Origin of the sequence: Micromonospora sp. AMSO1212t (assembly GCF_008868145.1) — a bacterium.
GTDB classification, from domain to species: domain Bacteria; phylum Actinomycetota; class Actinomycetes; order Mycobacteriales; family Micromonosporaceae; genus Micromonospora; species Micromonospora tulbaghiae.
In genome coordinates this window covers 1-16992 of record NZ_WBKS01000131.1, presented here as the reverse complement: position 1 = coordinate 16992, position 16992 = coordinate 1, and the positions used below count along the sequence as shown (strand labels likewise).

Genomic DNA, 16992 nt, shown 5'->3' with positions numbered 1-16992 from the left:
GGGTGGGGGATCGGGTGAGACCGGTGGGTAACCGGTGATGTGCGGTGAGTGCCAGAAAACCGCCCTCAAGGACTTGACGGCAGGAACCGGACGGCGCAAGATGCTTCGTGCGGGAGGGCATCCGCCGGAGACTTTTCAAGTTCTTGCGACCCAACGCCGGAGGCGTTGTGCGGACGTCCCTCCCGACCAACGTCCGAAGGGGCCGGCGGAAAACCGCTGGCCCCTTCGCTGTGTCCGGCGCACCCTCGGTGACATGACGCTCACCGTGACGCCCCTGGATCCGGCCGACCGGCAGACGCTCGACGCGGTCCACCGGATCGCGTGCGCCGCGCAGGCCGTCGACGAGCCGGACCTGCCCGACCCCTGTCGGCGACGGTTCGAGGCGCCGCTGTCGCACCCGATGCCCGGCATCGACACGCGCTGGCTGGTGGCCCGCCTCGACGGGACGCCGGTCGGGTGGCTCCGCCTCTACCTGCACACGATCGACAACACCGAGAACGCCAGCGTCGAACTCACAGTGGACCCGGCGTACCGGCGGCGTGGCATCGGGCGCACGCTGCACGACCACGGCGTCCGGTTGCTGCGGGAGCACGGCGGCAAACGCCTTGTCGGCGCGACGGTCGCCGCGCTGCCCGGCGAGGAGGACCGGGTGTTCCCCGGCGCCGCGTTCGCCGCCGCCACGGGCGCCAAACCGGCGCTGGCCGACATCCGCCGCCGCCTCGACGTGGCCGGGCTCGACCGTGACCGGCTGGCCGCGTTGCTGGCCGAGGCCCGCGCCGCGGCGACCGGATACCGGCCGGTGCGGTGGCGCGACCACACCCCCGAGGAGTACGTCGCGGACGTCGCCCACCTCCAGGGCCGGCTGCTGCTCGACGCGCCGATGGGTGAGCTGGACTGGGAGCCGGAGCAGGTGGACGCGGCGCGGTTGCGGGACGCGGAGCGGGCGCTGGACGCCCGGGGCGTACGCCGCTACAACACCGGAGTGGTGCACGAGGCGTCCGGCCGGCTGGTCGGCTGGACCCAGCTCGGCCTGGACGCCGGCAGCACCGGCCACGCCTGGCAGGAGATCACCATCGTCGACCCCGGCCACCGCGGCCACCGGCTCGGCCTGCTCTGCAAGGCCGGGAACCTGGAGTACGCGCTGGCGCACGAACCGGCGTTGCGGGCCGTCGACACCTGGAACGCGTTAGCGAACCGGCGCATGGTCGCGATCAACGACCAGCTCGGCTTCCGCCCCGCCGCCGGTTCCGTCGACTGGCAGTTGACGATCTGAGTTGTGACACGCCCCTACTGATCTGGTGCCTTTCTGTTGCATGATGGCGGGCATGACGGAGACCCCGCACCCCCTGTACGACAGGCACCGCGAGACCCTCGACCGGGCGCTGACCGCCATCGCGGAGCGCGGGTACTGGTCGGCCTACCCCGAGTCGCCCAGCCCTCGGGTGTACGGCGAGACGGCCGCCGCCGACGGCAAGGCCGCCTTCGAGGCGTACCTGGGCGGGGACTTCCCGCTCGACCAGGCCGGTGACGGCACCACCGTGGCCACCGAGGTCAGCCCGTTCGGGGTGGCGCTGGACGTGCGCTACCCGCACGCGAGCGCCGACCAGCTGGTGTCCGCCGCGAGCGCGGCGCTGCCCACCTGGCGCGACGCCGGCCCGCAGGCCCGGGCGGGTGTCTGCCTGGAGGTCCTGGACCGGCTGCACCGCAACGTGTTCGAGCTGGCCAACGCGGTGCAGTTCACCAGCGGCCAGGCGTTCGTGATGGCGTTCCAGGCCGGTGGCGCGCACGCGCTGGACCGGGCCCTGGAGTCGGTCGCCTACGCGTACGCGGAGATGACCCGCCACCCGGGGACCGCCGGCTGGGAGAAGGCCGCCGGCAAGGGCGACCCGCTGCGGATGACCAAGACGTTCCACGTGGTGCCGCGCGGGGTCGCGCTGGTCATCGGCTGCAACACGTTCCCGACCTGGAACTCGTACCCCGGTCTGTTCGCCTCGCTCGCCACCGGCAACCCGGTGGTGGTGAAGCCGCACCCGCGCGCGGTGCTGCCGCTGGCGGTCACCGTCAAGTACGCCCGCCAGGTGCTCGCCGAGGCCGGGTTCGACCCGAACCTGGTGCAGCTCGCCCCCGAGACGGACGGCGAGAAGCTCGCCACCACGCTGGCCCTGCACCCGGCCGTGAAGATCGTCGACTTCACCGGCTCCACCGAGTACGGCGACTGGCTGGAGGCGAACGCCCGGCAGGCCGCCGTCTACACCGAGAAGGCCGGCCTGAACACGGTGGTGATCGACTCCACCGACGACTTCGCCGGGCTCTGCCGCAACCTGGGTTTCACGCTGACGCTGTACAGCGGCCAGATGTGCACCACCTCGCAGAACCTGCTGATCCCGCGCGACGGCATCTCCACCGACCAGGGGCACAGGAGCTTCGACGAGGTGGCGGCCGGGATCGCCGGCGCGGTCGCCAAGCTGACCGCCGACCCGGCCCGGGGCGTCGAGCTGACCGGCGCGATCGTCAACGACGGGGTGCTGGAGCGGCTGGACGAGGTCACCAAGGTCGGTGAGCCGGTGCTGGAGTCGCGCACCGTCGAGCACCCGTCCTTCCCCGGCGCGGTGGTGCGTACGCCGACGGTGGTGAAGCTGGACGCGTCCGACACCGCGACCTACTCGCGGGAGTGGTTCGGGCCGATCTCGTTCGCCATCGCCACCGACTCCACCGAGCACAGCCTGCGCATCCTGCGCGAGACGGTGGGGGAGAAGGGCGCGCTGACCGCGGGCGTCTACTCCACCGACGAGGCGGTGCTGGACGCGGCCGAGGCGGCGGCGATCGACGCCGGGGTGCACCTGTCCTGCAACCTGACCGGCGGGGTGTTCGTCAACCAGTCGGCGGCGTTCTCCGACTTCCACGGCTCGGGCGCGAACGCGGCGGCCAACTCGGCGCTGACCGACGGCGCGTACGTCGCCAACCGGTTCCGCATCGTGCAGAGCCGCCGGCACGTCTGAGTCACCGGTTCCGGGTGCGTCCGTCGTCGCGGTGACGACCGGCGCACCCGGATGCGTCTTCAGGCCGGGCGGCGCATCTGGAGTTCGTACAGGCCGGCGATCCGGGGGTGCGGCACCCGTACCCCGGTGTCCACGAAGCCCAGCTTCTGATAGGCCCGGTAGGCGCGGTCGTTGCCGGCCACCACCTCCATCATCAGGTCGGGCCGTCCGCAGGCGCGCGACCAGGCCGCCACCTCGTCGACGAGCGCCGCGAGCAGGCCGGTGCCCCGCCGGGCCGGGGTCACGTAGACCGCGTAGACGAGCGTCAGGCCCGGCTCGTCCGGTGCGGCGGTGCCGCCGGCGTGGCCGACCAGGCGGCCGCCCGGGTCGGCCACGAACTGCGCGGTGTGGTCGCCCCGGGAGACGGCCGCGACCCGGGCCGCGAACTCCGCGTGCGGCCGGGCGGCGGCCTCGGCCACCGTCTCCAGGAAGGCCAGCGGGGAGTCGGCCAGCATCTCCAGCCGGAGCGCCCGCATCCGGGCGGCGTCGGTCGGCCGGACCCGGCGGACGGTGGTCGTGGTGGTCGCGCTGGTCATGCCGCATGCATACCGGACGGCCCGCAGCGGGTGTGCGACAGGCCCGGGTACGCCCCGGAATATGCCCGATTTGTGGTCGTGCGCCGTCGTCACGCCTCGTGTAGCGTGCGATTTCGGTCACTGAATTCAGCATCACCGATCGCTGAATCGGTGCGCCACCGGTGCCGGTCCGCCGGTTTCCGGGTGTTGGAACGCCGCGCAGAGTGAGGAAGTGCACCGTGGCACAGGGCACCGTGAAGTGGTTCAACGCCGAAAAGGGCTACGGCTTCATCGCCGTCGACGGCGGGCAGGACGTCTTCGTCCACTTCTCCGCGATCGAGATGGACGGCTACAAGGCGCTCGACGACGGCCAGCGGGTCGAGTTCGAGATCGCGCAGGGGCAGAAGGGTCCACAGGCCGAGCGGGTCCGCGTCATCGCCTGACCCGCGGCGGGCGGTGCTCCCGCGACCGGACCCCGGACCGGGGGCTGCGGTGCGGCCGACCACCATGGAAGATCATGAGCCGTTCCAGCCGTAGTCGCTGAGGAGGGCCCATGTCCGATCTGCCCCCGTCGGGTTCCACCGAGCCGGCGGCGTCCCGCCCTCCGGACGACCCGACCGCGCCCCCGCCTCCTGCTGCCGAGCGGGCACCGGGACCGCCGGGGACCACAGGAGGGGCCACGCCCGCCTCCGGCGCGTCCGGCGCCGACCCGTGGGCCGGTCATACCGGCCCCGTGCCGATCGTCCCTGACCAGCCGGTGTACGACAGCCCGCAGCCCGGCGCCCCGAACCCGGCCGGTCAACCCGCCTGGGGCGCCCCGCCCGGCTGGACCGCGCCGGGCGACGTCCCACCCGGCCACACCCCGCAGGGCTGGACCGCGCCGGGCACCCCGCCGCAGGGCTGGACCGCGCCGGGTACCCCGCCGCACGGCTGGACCGCGCCGCCGGGTACGCCGCCGCCGGGCTGGGGCGGCCCCGCGTACCCGAGCTATCCGATGCCCGGCGCGGCGTACCCGATGCCCGGCGCGGCGTACCCGGTCCCGGCCGGTCCCGGGGCGTACGCCGGCTGGTATCCCGGCATCGACCCGCAGGATCCGCTCGTCAACCCGCCGCACGGGGGCATCGGTCCCTGGTTCGCCCGCTGCACCGCCGCGCTGCGGCGCGGCTGGCGGCAACTGCTGCCGATCGTGTTGCTCACCCAGGTGCTCCCGGCGGCGGTGATCGGCGTCCTCACACTCGTCTTCAGCCCCGAGGGTGAACTGGCGACCGCCCCGGACAGCGCGCCGGGGCTGCCGGCCGGCTTCTGGGGGCAGCTGTTCGCCTTCTACGGCGTGCTCCTGGCCGCCGGGCTGGCCTTCGGCCTGCTCCAGGCGGCGGGCTGGGCCGCCGGCACCTGGGTGGTCGCCCGCCAGGCCGCCGGTGAGCCGACCGGACTCGGCGCCGCCTTCCGGTACGGGATGCGCCGCGCCCTCGGCCTGTGGGGCTGGACGCTCCTGGTCTCGCTGCTGGTCATGATCGGCAGCTGCTTCTGTCTGCTGCCCGGCCTCTACGCCGCGTTCGCGCTGGCCCTGTTCGGTCCGGTCTACCTGTTCGAGCGGCGGGAGCCGATCGGGCGGGCCTGGCGGATGTTCCACAGCCGGTTCGGCATGGTGCTGGGCCGGGTCGCCCTGGTGATGGCGGTCCTCCTCGCGGCGACGGTGCTGGACGCGGTCGTGGGCGGGATCAGCGGGGCGCTGTTCGGCGTCGAGCCGATGACGGCCGTCGGCACCGCGATCGGCGCCGTGGCGTTCGCCGTGTTCGGCGCCCTGCTGGCTGCCCCGGCGTACCTGGCGCAGCAGGTCGGACTGGTCGTCACGTACGCCGAACAGCGGGCTCAGGAAGGCCCGGTGAACGCGGCCCGGCTGGCGGCGGAACTCGGCTGAGCGGGGCTGTCGTGCTTGCACTCGGCTAGGGAGAGTGCTAAACAAGTCATTGGCACTCGCGTACGGTGAGTGCCAGAAGGTCGGGGCGGTAGGGCCACGGCCGCGCCGGTGTCCGAAGGGGCGCCGGAGCGGTACGAGGCCGGTCGTCGCGGGCTGTCCGGCCCGACCGAGGAGACGTCGTCGTCGCCAGGTGGCGACGTTCCCAAGGTGCGTACACCAGACGGCCCATCCGGGCATCCGGGTGGCCCGTGAGTGTCCAGGAGGACAACGCCGTATGGCCAAGATGATCGCGTTCGACGAAGAGGCGCGCCGCGGCCTCGAGCGGGGCATGAACCAGCTCGCCGACGCCGTGAAGGTGACCCTCGGCCCCAAGGGCCGCAACGTCGTGCTCGAGAAGAAGTGGGGTGCCCCCACCATCACCAACGATGGTGTGAGCATCGCCAAGGAGATCGAGCTCGAGGACCCGTACGAGAAGATCGGCGCCGAGCTGGTCAAGGAGGTCGCGAAGAAGACCGACGACGTCGCCGGTGACGGCACGACGACGGCGACCGTCCTGGCCCAGGCCCTGGTTCGTGAGGGTCTGCGCAACGTGGCCGCCGGCGCCAACCCGATGGCCCTGAAGCGGGGCATCGAGGCGGCCGTGGCCAGCGTCTCGGAGGAGCTGCTCAAGCTCGCCAAGGACGTGGAGACCAAGGAGCAGATCGCCTCCACCGCCTCCATCTCCGCCGCCGACCCCAGCGTCGGCGAGATCATCGCCGAGGCGATGGACAAGGTGGGCAAGGAAGGTGTCATCACCGTCGAGGAGAGCAACACCTTCGGCCTGGAGCTCGAGCTCACCGAGGGCATGCGCTTCGACAAGGGCTACATCTCCGCCTATTTCATGACCGACCCGGAGCGTATGGAGGCCGTCTTCGACGACCCGTACATCCTGATCGTCAACAGCAAGATCTCGTCGGTGAAGGACCTGCTCCCGATCCTGGAGAAGGTCATGCAGTCGGGCAAGCCGCTGCTGATCATCGCCGAGGACCTGGAGGGCGAGGCCCTCGCCACCCTGGTGGTCAACAAGGTCCGTGGCACCTTCAAGTCGGTCGCCGTCAAGGCGCCGGGCTTCGGTGACCGCCGCAAGGCCATGCTGACCGACATCGCCATCCTCACCGGTGGTCAGGTCATCAGCGAGGAGGTCGGCCTCAAGCTGGACGCGACCGGCCTCGAGATGCTGGGCCGCGCCCGCAAGGTCGTGGTGACCAAGGACGAGACCACCATCGTCGACGGTGCCGGCGACGCCGAGCAGATCCAGGGCCGGGTGAACCAGATCCGGGCCGAGATCGACAAGAGCGACTCCGACTACGACCGGGAGAAGCTGCAGGAGCGTCTGGCCAAGCTGGCCGGCGGTGTTGCGGTGATCAAGGTCGGCGCGGCCACCGAGGTCGAGCTGAAGGAGCGCAAGCACCGCATCGAGGACGCCGTCCGCAACGCGAAGGCCGCCGTCGAGGAGGGCATCGTCCCGGGTGGTGGCGTCGCGCTGGTGCAGGCCGGCAAGACCGCCTTCGACAAGCTGGACCTGGCCGGCGACGAGGCGACCGGCGCGCAGATCGTCAAGATCGCGCTGGACGCCCCGCTGCGGCAGATCGCCGTCAACGCCGGCATGGAGGGTGGCGTCGTCGTCGAGCGGGTCCGCAACCTCGACCCGGGTCACGGCCTCAACGCCGCGACCGGCGAGTACGTGGACCTGTTGGCCGCGGGCATCATCGACCCGGCCAAGGTGACCCGTTCCGCGCTGCAGAACGCCGCCTCGATCGCCGCGCTGTTCCTCACCACCGAGGCCGTCGTGGCGGACAAGCCGGAGAAGACCCCGGCCGCCCCGGCCGGTCCGGGTGGCGGGGAGATGGACTTCTGAGTCCAGCTCCACCCAGTACGCCGAAGGGGGCGGGCCGCGTCAGCGGTCCGCCCCCTGTCCGCGTGCCCGGCTCAGGTGGGCAGCGGGCGCTGGTTGCGCCGCTTGTGCGCCCTGTCGTACGGCGGTGGCGGCCGGCGCCTCGGCTCGTCCACCGGCTGCCGTGGCTCCTCCACCGGTGGCCCGGCGGCGCCGGTCAGTTCGGCGAGTTGCTCGGCGTCGCCGACGTCGAGCCGGTCGAAGGGGAGCTGGCCGGGAAGCTCGTCGGCCGGGCGTCGGGCCGCCGCCGGATCCTCGGCCCGTTCGTCATTCGTGGTCATGCACCGCCTCCTCTGCTCCGACCGTAGAGCCCGGTCGATGGCGAAGGAGGCCGAATGGCGCTATTGACGTCTATGCCCCTTTGATGGCTTTCCGGTAGAGGAAGAACACCCGCTCGATCCGTGCCCCGGCCGCGTTCGAGTAGAACGGCACCGGCCCCACCCAGCCGATCTGCGCCGCGGTGATCCCGGCGGCGGCCTGGTCGCGCAGGCAGCGGCGCAACAGCACGCCACCGATCCCGGAGCCCTCCGCCGCCGGTGCGGTGCCCATCGGCCCGAACCAGCTCGGCCGCGCCGACCCGTACGCGGCGAACCCGAGGATCTCGCCGTCCCGCTCGGCGAGGTGCACACCCGCGTCCGGCCGTCCCACCGAACCGGCCAGCTCACCGTCCCAGGCGCCGCCGAACGTGGACCGGGCGAACGCGGCGAGCGCCGGCAGGTCGTCGGAGCCGGCACGGCGTACCGTCACGCCCCGCCCGGCCAGCCGCTGCTCGGCGGCCTCGGTGGAGCGCAGCGCCGCCGAGGACTCGGTCAGCTCGGCGGTCATGTTCCAGGCGGTACGGTCCTGCCGGTAACCGAGCCGCTGCGCGGCGCAGACCGCCGGCGTGTAGCGCACGTCGATGCCCGGCCAGGCGTAGTGCGGCGGGTTGCCGGCGAGCAGCACCTCGGCCGCCCCGAGCGCGCCGAGCCGGCTCTCCGCCTCGGCCAGCAGCGCCCCGCCCACGCCTTGGCGGCGGTCCTTCGGCGCCACCGCGACCAGGTCGACGTGGCCCAGGCGCGGATCGGCCGCCGACAGCGACCCGACGAGTGCGCCCACCAGCGCGCCGTCGCGTACCGCGCCGAGGCGTAGCACCGGACGGCCGGCCTCGGCCCGCTCCGACACGGTGACCACCACCGCTGACGCCTCGGCCGCGTCCTCCGGCAGGTCGAGCGACAGCCGGCACAGCTCGACCACCTCGGGCAGCCGGTCCCGGCCCAGCTCGATGATCTCCACGTCCATGGACGCCGACCCTAGAACATCGGCAGGCCAATGGACAGGGTTGTTAACCGGTCGCTGCGGACCGGGCCGCGCGCACCGCCGCGTACGCGTCCACCAGCCCGGCGCCGGAGACGTCCCGCGGTCCGCCGCAGGTGTCCGCCCCGGTGGGCGGCGTGACCGGCTGGGCGGTGTCGCGCAGGATCGCCCGGGTCCGTTCCAGGTCCCCGACCAGCGCCGGATTCGCCGACCACATCAGCGCCACCACGCCCGCGACCTGCGGCGTGGCCATCGAGGTGCCGTCCAGGGTGGCGTACCCGCCGCCCGGCATCGCGGAGAGCACGGCGGCACCCGGAGCGACCAGGTCCGGCTTGGCCCGACCGTCCGGTGCCGGGCCGCGGCTGGAGAACTCGGTGACGCGCCGCTGCCGGTCCACCGCCCCGACGGTCAGCACGTCCGCATACGGCGCGGGCGGATCCGCGATCGAACCGCACGACGGGCCGGTGTTGCCCGCCGCGGCCACCACGAGGATGCCGGCCGCGGTCAGCGCGGCGGTCGCCGGTCGCAGCGCCCCCGGGTCGCACCCCTCCACCGGCGGGCAGCCCCACGAGTTGGTGAGCACGTCCGGGGCGCGAGAGGGGCGGCCGTCGGTGAGCGGGTTCCCGCCCGGCGGGAACGGGGCCAGCATGAACTGGAGGCAGTCGAGGTAGCGGGCCGGGCTGCCCAGGTTGCGGTCCAGGTTGACGCAGCCGACCCAGCTCGCGCCCGGCGCGACGCCGATCCCGTCCCGGCCCACCGCGCTGCCCAGCGTGTGGGTGCCGTGACCACCCCGGTCGGCCGGGGCGCGGCGGCCCTCCCACGGGTCGTACCACGAGTCGTCGCCGCCCCGGAAGCCGTCCGCGAGCGCCGGGTGCCGGCCGTCCACCCCGGAGTCGGAGCTGCCCACCACCACGCCGGAGCCGGTGACGCCCAGCTCGGACCACACCCGGTCCGCGCCGATCAGCGAGACGTTCCAGGCCGGGCCGGCCGGTGCCGGCGCGTCGCCGCGCGCCTGCGGGGCGAGCGCCGGCAGCGGGCGCAACCGCTGGCTGACCAGCACCCGGGCCACCTCGGGACGGCTGGACAGCCAGGCCCGCACCGCCGGCCCGCCGTCCGTCTCGATCGCGTTCACCAGGTAGTACGGCGTCGGGCTCAGCCGCATCCCGGTCAGCGTGCGGCGCAGGTCGCCCTGCGTGCGGTCGGCCGTGGCCACCAGCCGCCGGTAGACCTCGGCCGCCCGGGCGTCCCGCCCGGCCCGGCCCGGCGTCCCGGCCGGCAGGCCGGTCAGGTCGGCCTGCTCGCGGAGCACCACGAGCAGCCGCTCGCCGTACAGCCCCGGCTGGCCGGGGACGACGTACACCACGGCGACAGCGGCGAGGAGCGCGGCGGCAGCGAGCGCGGCCGCACCGCGCCGGGGCGCGCGGGCGCGGGACCGGGCGAGCAGCACGCCGTACCCGACGGCCAGCAGGACCGCGACGGCGAATGCCACGCCGGTCCCCACCGCGACCCAGAACGGCATGTCGCGGGTGGCTGAGAGCAGGAGGCTGACCTCCTCGGGGTCGGTGAAGGCGAGCGGCCCCAGCAGGGCGAGCCCGACCAGCCGGCGCACCGGCGCGGGACCGGCCGGCCGCCCCGCGTGGCGGGCCGCCGCCTCCAGCGCGGCCAGCACGAAACCGAGCGGCGGCAGCAGGACCAGCGCCGGCAACTGCACGCCCGACTGCCCGGCGCCGGCGGCGAGCGGCGTCAGCGCCACGCCCGCGACCAGACCGCCGACCAGCACCAGCCGGGCCGGGCCGGGCCCGAACGCGGCCCAGAAACCGGCTCCGAGAAGCGCCCCGGCGAGCGCGCCCAGCGCGGCGGCGGCCAGACCGGCGAGCAACGTCTCCAGCGCACCGCCCAGCGCGCCCACCCAGGCCCAGGGCAGCAGCACGGCCAGGCCGGCCGCGATCGCCAGCAGCGACACCGACCCGAACCGGCCCTCCGGGACCGCGTCCACCACGACCGGCGGCCGGACGCGGCCGAGACGGACGGCGAGGAGCGCGAGCGCCGCGGCGGTCACCGCGAGCGCGGCCAGGTACGCCTCGTGGTGCACCGGCGGCACGGTCCGCAGCAGCGTGGTCGCGCCGAGCGCGACCACGGCGGCGGTCCAGGCCCGGCCGGTCACCCGCAGCGCGGGGGAGCGGGGCGCGAGCGCCAGCGCCAGCGCCGGAGCGCCGGCCAGCAGCACGGTGGCCACCGCGACCACCGGCCAGCCCGCCACCGGCCGGTCCGCGCCGATCGCCAGCGCCACCTGGTCGACCAGCCAGCCGGTGATCTGGCCCGGCACGGTGACCAGCACGATCCACACCCCGGTCGCCACCGCCGCGACGACCGGCCACGGACCGGTCTCGCGCGGAGGCGGCGGTACGGGAGCGGGCGGCGGGCCGGTCAGCATGGTCATCACGGTACGGCCGGGCCGTGCCGCCGCGCGCCCGGGACGGTTACCGTTGACTGGTGCGTGACCCGAGTGTGTCCCGATCCACGGCCGGCCGGCTCTCCGCCGAGCGCCGCGCCGACGACCTGCGCCGGCTCCGGGCCGAGCGGTTCGACGTGCTGGTCATCGGCGGTGGCGTGACCGGAGCGGGCGCCGCCCTCGACGCCGCGTCCCGAGGGCTGAAGGTCGCCCTGGTGGAGGCGCGCGACTACGCCGCCGGCACGTCCAGCCGATCCAGCAAGCTGATCCACGGCGGCCTGCGCTACCTGGAACAGTTGGAGTTCCACCTGGTCCACGAGGCGCTGACCGAGCGCGGCCTGCTCGCCACCCGGCTCGCACCGCACCTGGTCCGCCCGGTGCCGATCCTGGTGCCGCTCCCCGCCGCAGGCGGCGCGGGTGACCTGCCCCGGCGGTTCTTCCGCCGCTCCTACTACGGCCTCGGCGTGGCCGCGTACGACGCGTTCGCCGGGGTGTTCGGCGGCGGGCGCGGGATGCCGCTGCACCGGCACCTCACCCGCGAGGGCACCCGCCGGATCTTCCCCAGCCTGCGCCCGGACAAGCTGGCCGGCGCGATCCGCTACTACGACGGCCAGGTCGACGACGCCCGCCTGGTGGTGACGCTGGCGCGCACCGCGGCGAGTCTCGGCGCGACAGTGGTGACGAGCGCCCGCGCGGCCGGCCTGATCCGCCAGGCCCGGGAGGTCACCGGCGTGCGGGTCCGCGACCTGGAGGCGCCCGCCGGGTCGCCGGACGCCGAGTTCGAGGTACGCGCCCGCACCGTGATCGCCGCCACCGGCGTGTGGAGCGACGACATGTCGCGGATGCTCAACGACGTCGGCCTGCGCCCGAAGCTGCGGGTCCGGGCCTCCAAGGGGGTGCACCTCGTGGTGCCCCGCTCGGCGATCGTCGGCGAGACCGGCCTGATCCTGCGTACCGCGACGAGCGTGCTGTTCGTGATCCCCTGGGGCGGGCACTGGATCATCGGCACCACCGACACGGACTGGCAACTCGACCGGTCCCATCCGGCCGCGACCGCGAGCGACATCGACTACCTGTTGTCGCAGGTCAACGAGGTGCTGGACCGGCCGCTGACCACCGCCGACATCGAGGGCGTCTACGCCGGGCTGCGCCCGCTGCTGGCCGGTGAGGCGGACTCCACCTCCAAGCTCTCCCGCGAGCACGCGGTGGTGGAGCCGATGCTCGGCCTGCTGCTGGTCGCCGGCGGCAAGTACACCACCTACCGGGTGATGGCCTCCGACGTGGTCGACCGCGCGATGCACCGGCTCGGCCGGACCCGCCCCTCGCGTACCGCCGACCTGCCGCTGCTCGGCGCCGACGGGTACGCGGCCATGTGGCGGGACCGGGCCGACCTGGCCCGCCGGCACGGGGTGGCGGTCGGCGTGGTCGAGCACCTGCTGGAGCGCTACGGCACCCTCACGCTCGACCTGCTCGCCCTGGTCGACGCCGATCCGCTGCTCGGCTCGCCGCTGGCGGGCGCACCGGAATACCTCGCCGCCGAGGTGACGTACGCCGCCCGCGCCGAGGGCGCGCTGCACCTGGAGGACGTGCTCACCCGGCGTACCCGGATCTCGATCGAGACCAGCCACCGCGGCCTGGAGTCGGCGGAGCACGCCGCGGAGCTGATGGGCGCGGTGCTCGGCTGGGACGCGGCGACCCGGGACCGGGAGGTCGCCCACTACCGGGCGCGGGTGCTGGCCGAGCGGGAGTCGCAGCTCATGCCGGACGACATCGCGGCCGACGCGGCCCGCCTCGGCGCGCCCGACGTACGCGGATTCGCCGCCGACCGGGGCACCGACGGCCCGGGCGTTGAACTTCCGGCCTCCCCCAGGTAGGGGATCCCCGACCCGGGCCGCTCGGCCGGTAGTGCGCACTACCTACGGAAGTGTAGGTTTCCGGCGTGGTTCGCCCATCCTGGTTGCGCGTCCCCGCCCTGTGCGTCGTGGTCCTGCTGGCTCTGACCGGCTGCTCCTTCGGCCGGGCGGAGGGCGCCACCACACCCGGGGCGGCGGGCACGGCCAGTCCGACACCGGACAGCAGGCGCGTCTCCCTGGTGCAGCGGCTCGGCGACGGCCCGGTCCGCAACCTGGACGTGGACCCGTCGGGCCGCTGGCAGTGCCGCGACTGCGCCGGTGACGGCGTCGACGCCACCGGCACGCTGAACCCGGACCAGACGCGGCGGCTCCAGCGGATGCTCGCGGACCCGGCGATGGCGAAGGAGACCGACCAGGCCCGCGGCTACAAGCAGGGCTGCATCGGCGTGCTGACCTCGACGCTGCTCGTGCCGCCGGACCTGACCGTCACCATCCAGGACTGCCCGGGCGAGCCGAAGCCGAAGGTGGCCTACGACGTGCTGCTGCTCGTCACCCAGGCCACACCGGCCGAGGACAAGGGCTGACTCAGATCACCTTGCCGGGGTTGAGCAGCCCCGCCGGGTCCAGCGCCGTCTTGATCGCCTGGTGCACGCGTACGCCCACCGGGCCGATCTCGCGGGCCAGCCAGTCCCGCTTGAGCAGCCCGACGCCGTGCTCCCCGGTGCAGGTGCCGCCCAGTTCCAGCCCCAGCCGCATGATCTCGTCGAATGCTCGCCGTCCCCGGGCCAGGCTCGCCGGATCGGCCCGGTCGACCACGATGTTGGGGTGCATGTTGCCGTCGCCCGCGTGGCCGACCACACCGATCGGCACCTGGCACGCCTCCGCGATCCGGGCCACCCCGTCGAGCAGCTCCGCCAGCCGGCCGCGCGGCACCGCCACGTCGTCGATGACCAGGCCGCCGTTGCCGCCCGGGAACGTCTCGGCCGCGAACCGCTCCATGGCCGGATGGGCCAGCCGCCGCGCCTGGAGCAGGGCGGCGGCCTCGGTCGCGTCGGTGGCCGCGTAGACCTCGTCGGCGCCCGCCGCGGTGCAGACCTCGGCCAGCCGGGCCAGGTCGTCGGCGGCCCGGGCACCGGTGTCCACCGCGGCGAGCAGCAGCGCCTCGGCGTCCGTGCGCAGACCCATCGGCCGGTACGCCTCGATCGCCCGCAGATGCGTCCGGTCCAGCAGTTCCAGCAGGCTCGGGGTGAGCCCTCGTTCGGCGATCCCGGCGACCGCGCCACCGGCCGTCGCCACCGTGGGGAAGACCGCGACCAGGGTCAGTGACTCCTCCGGGGCCGGACGCAACGCCACTGTCACCTCGGTGATCACGCCGAGCGTGCCCTCCGAACCCACGAACAGCCGGGTCAGGTCGTACCCGGCCACCCCCTTGGCGGTACGCCGTCCGGTGCGCAGCACCTCGCCGGAGGCGAGCACCACCTCCAGGCCCAGCACGTACTCGCTGGTCACGCCGTACTTCACGCAGCACATGCCACCGGCGTTGGTGGCCACGTTGCCGCCGATGGTGGACGACTCCCAGGAGCCGGGATCCGGCGGATACCAGAGGCCGTGCTCCCGTACCGCGCGGGCGAGCGCCGCGTTCACCACGCCCGGCTGCACCACAGCGATCCGGCCGACCGGGTCGATCTCCCGGACCGCGTCCATCGCCACGGTGCTCACCACCACCGCGCCGGCGACCGCGTTCGCCGCGCCGGCCAGCCCGGTCCGCGCACCCTGCGGCACCACGGGTACGCCGTGCCGCGCGGCCGCCCGGACCACCGCCACCACCTCGCCGGTGTCGCGGGGACGTACCACCGCCAGCGGGGTGCCCGAGTCGCACAGGTCGGCCTCGTCGCGCTCGTGCCCGGCCAGCAGGTCCGGGTCGGTCAGCACGGCGGCGTCGCCGAGCGCGGCCCGCAGGTCGTCGAGGAGGGGATGGGCGGCCATGCCGGGAAGGCTACCGGCGTACCGTCTGTTGCCGTGCTCTACCTGGACCCGCCCACCGTGCCCTGGCGCGGCCGGCTCTGGTCGCACCTGATCAGCGACGTCTCGTACGCCGAGCTGCACGCGTTCGCCGAGATGCTCGGCGCGCCCCGGCGCGGCTTCGACCGGGACCACTACGACGTGCCGGCCGAGCGGTTCCGGGCGGCGGTCTGGCTCGGCGCCACGGTCGTGCCCTCGCGGGAGATCGTCCGGCTGCTGCGTGACGCCGGTCTGCGCCGCCCGAAGCACCGCGTCTCAGGCGAGATCGGCCAGTTCCCGGGACAGGTTGGCGCGCGCCCGAGCCTCCCAGCGGGCGTGCGGCTCGGGTAGGCGGTACAGCGCCGGCAGGGCGAGCAGGTGCCGCAGCACCGCGGCCCGGCCGGCGCGGAAGTCCGGATCGGCCACGTGCGCGTACTCGGCGCGGATCGCGGCGGCGTACCTGTCGTAGCGGTCCGCCGGGGCGGCGAGCACCGCCAGGTCGGCGTCGCACAGCAACGCGCCGTCCGGGTCGTCCGGCCCGACCACGTGACCGGCGGTGAGCAGCACCAGGCGGCGTACCCCGGTCACCGTCGCGGCCGGGAGCCCGGCGGCGGCCAGCAGCTCGCCGGCCAGGTCGGCGCTGGCCCGCTCGTTGGCGTCGCCCGCCGCGCGCGGGTCGTAGACCGCGTCGTGGCACCACGCCGCCAGCCGGACCAGGTCGGGGTCGCGGGCCAGACCGGCGTACGCGTCGACCACGTCGAGCACCGCCCGCAGGTGCGCCTCGTCGTGGTAGCGCCGGTGCGGCTCCCGCCAGCCCGCCAGCAGCCGGGCGCCGGCCCGGTCGACTCCCACCGGATCGGTCGCGCGCGCCGCCCGTGCCGTCTCCCGCCACCGTGCCGTCAGGTCGTCCACCGGGTGCAGTCTGCCCCACTCCGCGATCGGACCGGGGATTCAGCGGGATCGTCGCGGGTAGTACCCGCCATGGCCCGGGACCGACGACTGCCGTTTCTTCGTCGCGGCGATCAGCGAGAAGGCCCGGGTGACCGTGACGGCCAGCGGATCGCCTCCGCGATGGACGAACTGCGGCACCGCAGCAAGGCCACACTGCACGACCGGCTGCACCGGGTCCGTACCGCGTTCGGCCTGGCGGTGCAGGCCGGGCTCGCCGCCGGCCTGGCGTACCTGATCTCCCACCGGCTGCTGAAGAACCCCCAGCCGGTCTTCGCGCCGATCTCCGCGGTCGGCACGCTCGCCGCCTCGGTGGGGCAACGGTTCCGCCGCACCGTCGAGTTGATCGTCGGGGTGGCCGTCGGCGTGCTCGTCGGCGACGCGCTCATCTACTTCGTCGGCACCGGCGCGTGGCAGCTCGCGCTCGTCGTGACCTCGGCGATCCTGCTGAGCATCTTCGCCGGGGCGAGCGTCGCCATCGTGATCCAGGCGGCGGCCACCGCCGTGCTGATCGTGACGCTCAGCCCGTCCACGGAGAACCTGGAGTTCCCCCGCTTCATCGACGCGTTCCTCGGCGGCGGCATCGCGCTGCTGGTCACCGCCATCCTGCTGCCGCTCAACCCGCTGCGGGTGATCAACCGGGCCGCCCGGCCGGCGCTGGACCTGCTCTCCGACCAGCTCGACGCCTGCGCCGACGCGTTGCGCAGCGGGGACCGGGAAGCGGCCCAGCGGGCGCTGCTCCGGCTGCGCGAGAACAAGGAGGAACTGGCCGCGCTCTCCGAGGCGATCGAAGGCGCCAAGGAGACGAGCACGCTCTCCCCGGCCCGCTGGCACCGGCGCGGCGAGCTGACCCACTACGCCGAGGCCGCCGACCCGATCGACCGGGCCATGCGCAACAGCGGCACGCTGATCCGCCGCGCCGTCACCATGATCGAGGACGAGGAGCCGATCCCCGAGCCGATGCCGGACGCGATCGGTCACCTGGCCGAGTCGGTACGCCTGCTCCGGCAGGAGTTCGCCGCCGGACAGGAGCCGGAG

15 protein-coding genes are annotated in these 16992 nt (G+C 74.3%); 9 read left to right on the top strand and 6 right to left on the bottom strand.

Features of this window, described 5'->3' with window-relative positions; all coding sequences use genetic code 11:
* The first annotated feature begins 253 nt into the window (after nt 1-253).
* Both F8279_RS24920 and paaN read left to right on the top strand, forming a co-directional pair.
* On the top strand, nt 254-1273 hold the full coding sequence (locus F8279_RS24920) for a GNAT family N-acetyltransferase (protein WP_151501244.1): 1020 nt from the start codon (nt 254-256) through the stop codon (nt 1271-1273).
* Between the two features lie 52 nt (nt 1274-1325).
* Nucleotides 1326-2999 (top strand): phenylacetic acid degradation protein PaaN, encoded by a 1674-nt coding sequence (gene paaN / locus F8279_RS24915; protein WP_192580763.1) that lies wholly within the window; start codon nt 1326-1328, stop codon nt 2997-2999.
* A 59-nt stretch (nt 3000-3058) separates the two neighbouring features.
* On the opposite strand, the gene F8279_RS24910 is transcribed toward paaN, so the two are convergent.
* Complete coding sequence (locus F8279_RS24910; protein WP_151501242.1) at nt 3059-3574, bottom strand: GNAT family N-acetyltransferase; 516 nt, start codon at nt 3572-3574, stop codon at nt 3059-3061.
* 218 nt (nt 3575-3792) lie between these two features.
* On the opposite strand from F8279_RS24910, the gene F8279_RS24905 reads away from it, so the two are divergent.
* The 3 genes from F8279_RS24905 to groL all read left to right on the top strand — a co-directional run bounded on the left by F8279_RS24905 (nt 3793) and on the right by groL (nt 7371).
* Nucleotides 3793-3996: a cold-shock protein gene (locus F8279_RS24905; RefSeq protein ID WP_013288855.1), complete on the top strand. Its 204-nt coding sequence runs from the start codon at nt 3793-3795 to the stop codon at nt 3994-3996.
* A 290-nt stretch (nt 3997-4286) separates the two neighbouring features.
* A complete protein-coding gene (locus F8279_RS24900) occupies nt 4287-5474 on the top strand; it encodes a hypothetical protein (RefSeq protein ID WP_225853401.1) in 1188 nt (395 codons plus the stop codon).
* 274 nt (nt 5475-5748) lie between these two features.
* Complete coding sequence (groL, locus tag F8279_RS24890) at nt 5749-7371, top strand: chaperonin GroEL (RefSeq protein WP_013288853.1); 1623 nt, start codon at nt 5749-5751, stop codon at nt 7369-7371.
* A 71-nt stretch (nt 7372-7442) separates the two neighbouring features.
* Here groL and F8279_RS24885 read toward each other — a convergent pair whose 3' ends face one another.
* The 3 genes from F8279_RS24885 to F8279_RS24875 all read right to left on the bottom strand — a co-directional run bounded on the left by F8279_RS24885 (nt 7443) and on the right by F8279_RS24875 (nt 11140).
* Complete coding sequence (locus F8279_RS24885) at nt 7443-7688, bottom strand: hypothetical protein (RefSeq protein WP_151501240.1); 246 nt, start codon at nt 7686-7688, stop codon at nt 7443-7445.
* A gap of 70 nt (nt 7689-7758) precedes the next feature.
* Nucleotides 7759-8685 carry a GNAT family N-acetyltransferase gene (locus F8279_RS24880; protein WP_151501239.1) on the bottom strand — a complete coding sequence of 309 codons (927 nt, stop codon included), beginning with the start codon at nt 8683-8685 and terminating at the stop codon, nt 7759-7761.
* Nucleotides 8686-8728: 43 nt separating this feature from the next.
* Nucleotides 8729-11140, bottom strand: coding sequence for a S8 family serine peptidase (locus F8279_RS24875; RefSeq protein ID WP_151501238.1), 2412 nt, complete (start codon nt 11138-11140; stop codon nt 8729-8731).
* A gap of 68 nt (nt 11141-11208) precedes the next feature.
* Here F8279_RS24875 and F8279_RS24870 point away from each other — a divergent pair, with 68 nt between their 5' ends.
* Nucleotides 11209-13026 (top strand): glycerol-3-phosphate dehydrogenase/oxidase, encoded by a 1818-nt coding sequence (locus tag F8279_RS24870; protein ID WP_151501245.1) that lies wholly within the window; start codon nt 11209-11211, stop codon nt 13024-13026.
* Between the two features lie 65 nt (nt 13027-13091).
* Nucleotides 13092-13589 (top strand): hypothetical protein, encoded by a 498-nt coding sequence (locus F8279_RS24865; protein ID WP_151501237.1) that lies wholly within the window; start codon nt 13092-13094, stop codon nt 13587-13589.
* A 1-nt stretch (nt 13590) separates the two neighbouring features.
* On the opposite strand, the gene F8279_RS24860 is transcribed toward F8279_RS24865, so the two are convergent.
* Nucleotides 13591-14991, bottom strand: coding sequence for an FAD-binding oxidoreductase (locus F8279_RS24860; RefSeq protein WP_091425479.1), 1401 nt, complete (start codon nt 14989-14991; stop codon nt 13591-13593).
* A 33-nt stretch (nt 14992-15024) separates the two neighbouring features.
* On the opposite strand from F8279_RS24860, the gene F8279_RS24855 reads away from it, so the two are divergent.
* Complete coding sequence (locus tag F8279_RS24855; RefSeq protein WP_091425477.1) at nt 15025-15357, top strand: DUF4031 domain-containing protein; 333 nt, start codon at nt 15025-15027, stop codon at nt 15355-15357.
* On the opposite strand, the gene F8279_RS24850 is transcribed toward F8279_RS24855, so the two are convergent.
* Nucleotides 15283-15918, bottom strand: coding sequence for a metal-dependent phosphohydrolase (locus F8279_RS24850; RefSeq protein ID WP_091425474.1), 636 nt, complete (start codon nt 15916-15918; stop codon nt 15283-15285). The two genes, F8279_RS24855 and F8279_RS24850, sit on opposite strands and share 75 nt — an antisense overlap.
* A gap of 69 nt (nt 15919-15987) precedes the next feature.
* Here F8279_RS24850 and F8279_RS24845 point away from each other — a divergent pair.
* The coding region (locus tag F8279_RS24845; protein ID WP_151501236.1) for an aromatic acid exporter family protein at nt 15988-16992 on the top strand (1005 nt) is incomplete at its 3' end.